Genomic DNA, 7,233 nt, shown 5'->3' with positions numbered 1-7,233 from the left:
GGCTACTATACCTCTCTGGCGCTGGATGCCGGCGGCAACCCGCACATCTCGTACTACTACGTCAACAACGACGATCTCAAGTACGCCCATTGGACCGGCGCGAGCTGGGAGATCGAGACGGTGGACTCGGCCGGTGATGTGGGCGAATACACCTCCCTGGAGCTTGATTCCAGCGATAACCCGCACATTTCATACTTCAACAATACCAACGGAGACCTCAAGTACGCCCGTTGGAACGGCGCGAGCTGGGAGATCGAGACGGTGGACTCGGACGGTTGGGTCGGTTGGCACACCTCGCTGGCGCTGGATTCCAGCGGCAACCCGCACCTCTCGTACTATGGTAATAGCGACCTGAAGTACGCCGCTTGGAACGGTTCGAGCTGTGAGATCGATTGGGTAGATACGGGTGGTTGGGTTGGCTACTACACCTCCCTGGCGCTGGATTCCAGCGGCAACCCGCATATCTCATACTACGACGGTGACAACGACGACCTCAAGTACAGTTGGCATAATGCAGCTCCTCCGGCCTTCTCGCTGCTGTCTCCCAGTGACGGCGCGACCGTGGCCGACTACCCCCTGTGCGACTGGGAAGACGCTCCGGACTATCCCACCGTCACCTACGATCTGTGGTACTCGACCGAGTCCGACTTCGATCCCCACCACGAGGAGCTCAGCGGCCTGACCGACTCCGAGTACCAGTTCAGCGACGCCGAGCTGGACCCGGATACGACCTACTACTGGAAGGTCGTGGCCACCGACGGCTATCTCGAAACCTGGTCCAATGAGACCTGGAGCTTCTACGTGCCGGAGGATGTCGGCCTCGACGGCGTAGAGCTGTCGGCGTCGCCCGCCGCCGACGGCGTACTGCTGGGCTGGACCATCACCGGCGACATGCCCGCCGGTGTCCGCGTCCTGCGCGGCGTGGACGATCCCGTCGCCGTCAGCGGCTCGCTGCCCGGTGCGACCAGCCGCTGGCTGGATCGGGGCGTCGAGCCCGGCGGGAGCTACGTCTACTGGCTGGAGGCCACGGATAGCGCGGGCCAGGTGCAAAGATTCGGGCCGACGGCGGCTGTTGTCGCCCCGGAGCAAACGAACCGGTTGAGCCTGGACGAGCCCTGGCCCAATCCGGCGTCGGGAAGCGTCAGCATCGCTTTCACGCTGCCGCAGGCTCAGCGCGTCAGCCTGAGCGTCTACGACCTGGCCGGGCGCCGGGTGGCCGTCTTGTCCGAGGGTGAGCTGCCCGCCGGACGGCACGAAGTGAGCTGGAACTGCTCCGCTGCATCAGCCGGGGTCTATCTGCTGCGCCTGGAGACGCAAGGCGCGGCGCTCAGCCGCCGGGTGGTCATCGGCCGCTAGGGCGCGACTAGCATTCGCGTCACCCGGATGGTATTGAAATCCCGCCCTTACCATCTGCCGGCCGGGGGCCGGCGGACTGTAGGCTGGAGAGCCCGTGCTCCATCGCCGATCATCAATCGCTGACAATTGCTTACCGATAACCCTGCAGTGCGGGGGCTGAGGACACGTCCGCGGTTATCACCAAACCAGATAAGACGGGACGGCCCGCGCCGTCCCGTCGTTGGTTGTCGCGGGTTCGATCAGCGGGAGATGACCGCCCGGCGGGTGTCACTGACGCCGTCGGCCTCCAGGCGCAGGAAGTAGACACCGGCGTCGACAGCGCTTGCGTTCCAGCTCAGGCGATGGCGGCCCGCGGGCTGTTCGCCGGTCAGAAGCTGCTCGACCAGGCGGCCGGAGATGTCGTAGACGGCGAGACTGATCTCACCGCTGCGCGCCAGCTCGAACTCCACGGTCACCACACCGTCGCCGGGGCAGGGGTAGGGAGCGGCCAGGGCGGTGTTGACGACCCGCGGGTCGGCGTAGGTCGCGCCGACGGGACCGAACAGACTCTGGGAGCCGTTGTTCTCGGTCACCCGCAGGTAGTAGCGGTACTCGACGCCGCCCTCGACGTCGCGGTCGAGGAAGTAGGAGGCGGCGGGGCCGAGGGGCAGCTCATTGAGCGGCTCCGTCGGGTTGCGGCCGTCGCCGGTGAGCAGACCGTCGACGATCCGTTCGCGATAGACGTCGAGGCGGGCGACGTCGGCGGCGCTCTCGAGACCCCAGTGCAGCAGCAGGCCCTCGTCGCGGGAGGCGGTCTCGAAGGCGACCAGCTCGGCCTCGGTGTCGTCGAGGTAGATTTCCACGTCGTCCAGGAACAGGCCCACCCCGGTGCCGTCTTCGTCCGAGGTGAACAGGAACCTCAGGTAGCCCAGCTCACCGGCGTGGTCGCCCAGGTCGTAGGTGTACTCGGCCCAGCTCTGCTGACCGTCGGTGAAATCGCCCAGGTCGACCCAGCCGTCGACCTCGTTGCCGAACTGGACGTAGCAGTGATCGTTGACCTCGATGTCGTAATCGGTCCAGATCCGCAGGGTGGGGTTGTCCGGGTTGAGGATGATCAGCGGCGAGTAGAGGGGGTCTTCCATATTGTTGCGGTAGCGGGCGATGTCCTGACCGCCGCACTTCCAGGAGAACTCGTAGCTGTGGTAGCGGTAGTCTTCGAGGTGCCAGAGGGAGTTGGTGTCGCGGGTCCAGCCGTTCTCGCCGGATTCCATGTCGTCGGCGAAGTCGGCGACGAACTCGCCCACCGGAACCAGGACGTCGTACTCCTTGGCCGGGTCGTCGTCGGCGAAGACCTCGCAGGTCAGGTGGTAGTAGTGGGGGTTCTGGGCGCCGGCGGCCGCTTCGAAGGTGAAGGGGCTCGAGGAGTCCGCCGTGCCGCCGGCGGAGACGCTGCCGAAGTCGATCTCGCCGTCGATGACGGTGATGTCGGGATCGTCCGAGCTCAGCGTCGCCGTGACGTTGTCGGCGCCCTCGCCGCCGATGTTCTCGACGGTGACGTCCATCTCGCCCTCGCCGCCCGGCGGGATCAAGGGTTCACCGGCCGGGGTGTGGACGTCGTAGTCGTTGAGGACGCAGAAGGGGCCGTCGAGGCGGGTGCCCCAGAGGGTCAGTTCCTCGCCGATGCCCGAGTAGTCGCTGTACATCGGGGTGGAGCTGTCGTAGTTGTCGTCGGCGAAGACGTAGGCCTCGTAGGCGCTGATCAGATCGTCGTCGTTGGTGTCGGCGTCGACGTCGGCCCCGTCGTAGAATTCGGCGGGCCAGCCGGGATAGGACCAGTTGACCGCCGCCGTCCAGTGGAGGAGGTACAGGGTGTACAGGTTGTGGGCGTAGGAGAGTTCGTTGGGCAGGCAGGCCGTCGAGATGACCAGGTTCTCCACGTCGTCGTGGTCGTCGACGAAGCCGCCGGAGTGACACTGGCCCATGGTGACCAGGCAGGTGTCGAAGTCGATGTTGTCGATCTTGGCCCGCATCTCGTAATCGTAGTAGCGCTGCCTGTTCCAGAGGTTCAGGTAGGCGGTCGTTCCACCGCCGCCGTGGTCGGTGGTGTAGATGAACAGGTTGTCCTCGGCGGTGACGACGGAGGCCAGGGTGTCGAAGTAGGCGTCGACGTAGCTGTGAACGCAGGGATCGCTGTAATCGCTGTCGCCGTCGCCGTCCAGGTCCGTCGGGGTGCTGCTGCCGTCGGAGCGGTCTACGCCCGGATCGTCGCCGTCGGACATCAGCTACGTAGATGTTGTTTTCGTCGTAGCCGTAGACCCAGACCAGGGTGGTGTAGCAGAAGGCGATGTTGTTGTAATAGCGGGGGTGGTTGTTGGAGGCGTCGGCGCCGCCGGAGAGGAACAGGGCGTAGTTCTCGCCGGCGCGGTCGGCCATCTCAGGATGCAGGGCCCGGTAGCGCTCGCCCAGCTCGCGGTAGTAGTCCAGGTCCGGCTTCCAGTAGCCGGTATCGGCCTCGTAGACCGAGCCGTCGGAGAGTTCGACCATCTCACCGTAGCGCCGGGGCGGCGTGGTGACGTCCCAGGTGTGGATCGCGCCGTCGATGGTATGGAAGGCGCAGCGGGTGGGGTGCTCCCACTCGGCCCAGGGGTTCTCGTCGAGGAAGACCAGCCAGCCCTCTTCGTCGGGCAGCTCGATCTCGTCGTGCCAGAAGGCGACGCTGCCGCCGGCGAGCTTCTGCGGCAGGACGAAGACGCGGTTGTTGAGGATGTCGCCGTCGAGGAGTTCGTCGACAACGCTAAAGGCGGCGTCGACGGCGGTCTCGGGCACCTCGACCTCCTGGTGGCCGACGGTGGTGTAGCTTGCCGCCACACCGACACCGACCAGCAGGGTGATGATTATCAGGGCGGTTTTTCTCACTTCGAACCTCACTATTCGTGTTTTGTCGCTCGACGGTCTGAGTTTAAGGTATCATTATAAGTTGATAGCAAAAATAATACTGCGACGCAAGCCGAAAAAGGGCCGCCGCGCCGACGCCGGAAACCGGCGACAAAACACCCGAAGTCATCGGCGCAAACCCGCTGTGATCGGTCAGGCTTCCTTAGCCCACCAACCGGCCCCGCCAAAGATGGAAAAAACCAACGGCGCTTCACCTGATTGTGGTCGGGTAATCAGCAGACTACTCCCATGGAAGATTTGCGCTGTTCCGGGCGCTAGACGGCCTTTGTGCCGCAGGTTTTTTAGCTGAATAGCAGGGTCTTTCAAACGTTTCCGTTGCGATTCCGACATCGACAGCCGGAGCCGCCCGATCAGTCTCGGCTGCGCTGCCGTTCAACATCAGCCGGGCAGGCCCTCCGCAAACGGGGAACCAAACCGGCGGCAAGGCCGCCGCTGATAGTGCAATCAACCTGGCCGACCCGGGCGGATTGAGCGGGGTCGTGCCGTCGGCAGGCCGGTTTGATACGTACAACAGCCCCGGGTTATTGAAAAGACGTGTCGCCCGGGAGTGACGAACCGGGCAGGCCGCCTCGAAAACGCGGTTTGCGGCGGGTTTGCTTCACCATTGGCTGCTCGCGGCGGCTCGACCAAGTTGGACTCCGCCCTCTCGGTCAAGAACGGGTCCCACCGTTGATGGTGTTCAATATACTCGCCTTAACAGCTAACTCGTTAATAGTACCAGTCTTACCCTGTCAAAAAGCACACCTGGCGGCAACTTGACATTGCAATCTGCATAAAGGTTTGCTTTTACGCCATTGTTGAGATGGCCCAACTGCGGCGGTGTGCCTATCCAGCCCACTGGTAAATCATTGGCACACTTCTTGCACTATATCCATTTTGGCATTGTCCAGCGAATAGCGGGTCAGTCGAGCCGTCACCGGTGCTCCTGGCGGCGATCGAACAGGAGTCCCAGGGGGGAAACCTCGCCACAGCCGTTGACAAGCCGTGTCGCCGCCAGCCGCTCGACCACCGCGCAGCAAACAGACCTGTCGAAGCATGCGCGACAGATAGCAATTACCAGCCAATCAAGGAGATCCCGATGGGAGAGAAACTGAAGGAGATCTACGACTTCGTCAAGAATCGCGGCAAGTTTATCGACGTGATGCGTTTGGCGATGGTCACCAAGATAACCCGACCAGAGGCGATGGAGATCCCCGATGACCCGGACATCATCAATAAGGTCCGGATGGCGGCGATGTTCATCCTGGAAACCGATGATATTCCCTAAATCAAGGAGCAAACATGGCTGAATACTCACCCAAGGTCGAATACGATCCGGGCAAGAACCGGATAACCATGGACGGCGAGCACGTGGTGCTCCACTGCCAGCATTACAACCTCGGGTTCGTCCGGATGGTCCTCGACGCTCAGGAATACATCGACGGCGGACGGATCATGACCGAGGCGGCCGCGGAGATGACGCACAAACTGCTGGACAAACAGCCCGGCGGCGATCCCGGCGAGGTGCTGGACACCGCCCGCGGCATGTTCGCCCAGTTGGGCTTCGGCAGCATCGACTTCGGCGGCGTCGGCGAAAACGGCGGCGAGGTCAAGGTCGCGCATTCGCATATCGGCAACGGCTGGCAGGTCAAGTACGATAAACCCAGCAAGCAACCGGTGGACTACCTCGCCCGGGGTTTCATCGCCGGCGCCCTGGCCAAGGCCTACGGCAAAGACAAGGGGGCCTACGCGGTCACCCAGGAAAAATCCCTGGCCAAGGGCGATGAGCTGAGCACATTCCAGGTGGAGGTGGGCTGATGGCCATCGACGAACAACAAATCATCCAGGGTGTTCACGGCCTCCAACTGCAGGGGGACGACAAGGGCTTGATCCGGCGCTTCGGCGTTCTGCTCAACAACACCCACGTCGACTACTACAACAACTTCTCCTTCGAGTTCGAGAAAGCGATCATCGATTCCCACGGCGCCGACTTCGCCCCCATCGCCCGGGAGTTGCTGATCTACGCCGCCCAGGACTGCGCCAACAACACCTTCTTCGGTATCATGAGTTCCGACGAGTGGAAAGCCCTCGTCGAGCCGATGATCGAGAACGAAGAGGACAAGGTCAAGGGGCTGGTGGCCGTCGAGAACGCCCTCGGCTGGGCCAAGGTCGAGTTCGGCGAACTGGAGCCCGGCAAGAAGCTGGTGCTGCGCTCCCGCGGCGGTTACGAGGAGCAGGGTTACCGCTCCCGCTACGGCAAGAGCGATCACGGTGTCTGCTATATGCTGGCCGGGGTGACCGCCGGTTTCATGGACCTGCTCTACGGCGCAGGCATCGGCCCGGAGAACCTGGGCACCTTCAAGGCCGAGGAGACCAAGTGCATCGCCAAGGGCGACGACTGCTGCGAGTTCGTCGCCGTGCCGCGCCAGGATTAACCCGCAGCGTCCGAGCGGTCAACGACCGCACATCAACCCCGGGGTCAACCCCGGGGTTTTTTCTGGTTCGTCCCCGCCGCCGGCGACGTACCGTCCCGGCGACGTACCGTTGATGTAATCGATCGGGCCGGATATCGCTCAGCGTGGTGAAGCCCGACGGTGGCGCGGTGTCTCGTCTCAGTTCGTTTTTGACCCCACGGCATATCCAATGCATAATTTACATTGTATCATGTAGAATCGTCAGATGTCGATACGATAAGCTTTTGCGGACATAGCACAATAATGATTACGAATAAATTAGAATTTGTGAATTTGTACATTGGTGCGGTGTTCTGGTATGAATTTGCAGTCATTGGCATTCACAACGCCAGTTATCAGACTTCAGCCCTACAGACGAAACGGCGGGAGGGAGAAATTATCAGTGTGATTAAAACAAGATAAGAGATTATATTATTTTAGCATATGGTAAATGAGAAATTATGTTCCGGCCTTTTGAAAAAAAAGCTTGCGATTCTTGCCAGTTTGTATT

Annotated in this window: 6 protein-coding genes; 5 read left to right on the top strand and 1 reads right to left on the bottom strand. The window is 62.0% G+C overall.

All coding sequences use genetic code 11. The features are described from left to right. The coding region (locus tag GF399_05275; GenBank protein ID MBD3399726.1) for a T9SS type A sorting domain-containing protein at nucleotides 1-1,356 on the top strand (1,356 nt) is incomplete at its 5' end. 239 nt (nucleotides 1,357-1,595) lie between these two features. Here GF399_05275 and GF399_05270 read toward each other — a convergent pair. Beyond that, nucleotides 1,596-3,614, bottom strand: a complete 2,019-nt coding sequence (locus GF399_05270) for a T9SS type A sorting domain-containing protein (protein ID MBD3399725.1) — start codon at nucleotides 3,612-3,614, stop codon at nucleotides 1,596-1,598. On the opposite strand from GF399_05270, the gene GF399_05265 reads away from it, so the two are divergent. The 4 genes from GF399_05265 (at nucleotide 3,565) to GF399_05250 (ending at nucleotide 6,704) form a co-directional block, all read left to right on the top strand. Further along, nucleotides 3,565-4,311: a hypothetical protein gene (locus GF399_05265; protein ID MBD3399724.1), complete on the top strand. Its 747-nt coding sequence runs from the start codon at nucleotides 3,565-3,567 to the stop codon at nucleotides 4,309-4,311. The two genes, GF399_05270 and GF399_05265, sit on opposite strands and share 50 nt — an antisense overlap. A gap of 1,057 nt (nucleotides 4,312-5,368) precedes the next feature. Further along, nucleotides 5,369-5,557, top strand: coding sequence for a hypothetical protein (locus GF399_05260; protein ID MBD3399723.1), 189 nt, complete (start codon nucleotides 5,369-5,371; stop codon nucleotides 5,555-5,557). A gap of 14 nt (nucleotides 5,558-5,571) precedes the next feature. After that, nucleotides 5,572-6,087: a hypothetical protein gene (locus GF399_05255; protein MBD3399722.1), complete on the top strand. Its 516-nt coding sequence runs from the start codon at nucleotides 5,572-5,574 to the stop codon at nucleotides 6,085-6,087. Beyond that, nucleotides 6,087-6,704 carry a hypothetical protein gene (locus tag GF399_05250; protein MBD3399721.1) on the top strand — a complete coding sequence of 206 codons (618 nt, stop codon included), beginning with the start codon at nucleotides 6,087-6,089 and terminating at the stop codon, nucleotides 6,702-6,704. The genes GF399_05255 and GF399_05250 overlap by 1 nt, the downstream gene beginning before the upstream one ends. Nucleotides 6,705-7,233 lie beyond the last annotated feature (529 nt).

This window comes from Candidatus Coatesbacteria bacterium (assembly GCA_014728225.1).
In the GTDB taxonomy this organism is placed as follows: Bacteria; RBG-13-66-14; RBG-13-66-14; order RBG-13-66-14; family RBG-13-66-14; genus WJLX01.
This window is presented reverse-complemented; position numbering and strand designations above follow the sequence as displayed.

Bases quoted from the DNA above. Each gene is read 5' to 3' on its own strand.
- GF399_05270 (MBD3399725.1), bottom strand. From the start codon at position 3,614: ATGTCCGACGGCGACGATCCGGGCGTAGACCGCTCCGACGGCAGCAGC.
- GF399_05260 (MBD3399723.1), top strand. From the start codon at position 5,369: ATGGGAGAGAAACTGAAGGAGATCTACGACTTCGTCAAGAATCGCGGC.
- GF399_05255 (MBD3399722.1), top strand. From the start codon at position 5,572: ATGGCTGAATACTCACCCAAGGTCGAATACGATCCGGGCAAGAACCGG.
- GF399_05250 (MBD3399721.1), top strand. From the start codon at position 6,087: ATGGCCATCGACGAACAACAAATCATCCAGGGTGTTCACGGCCTCCAA.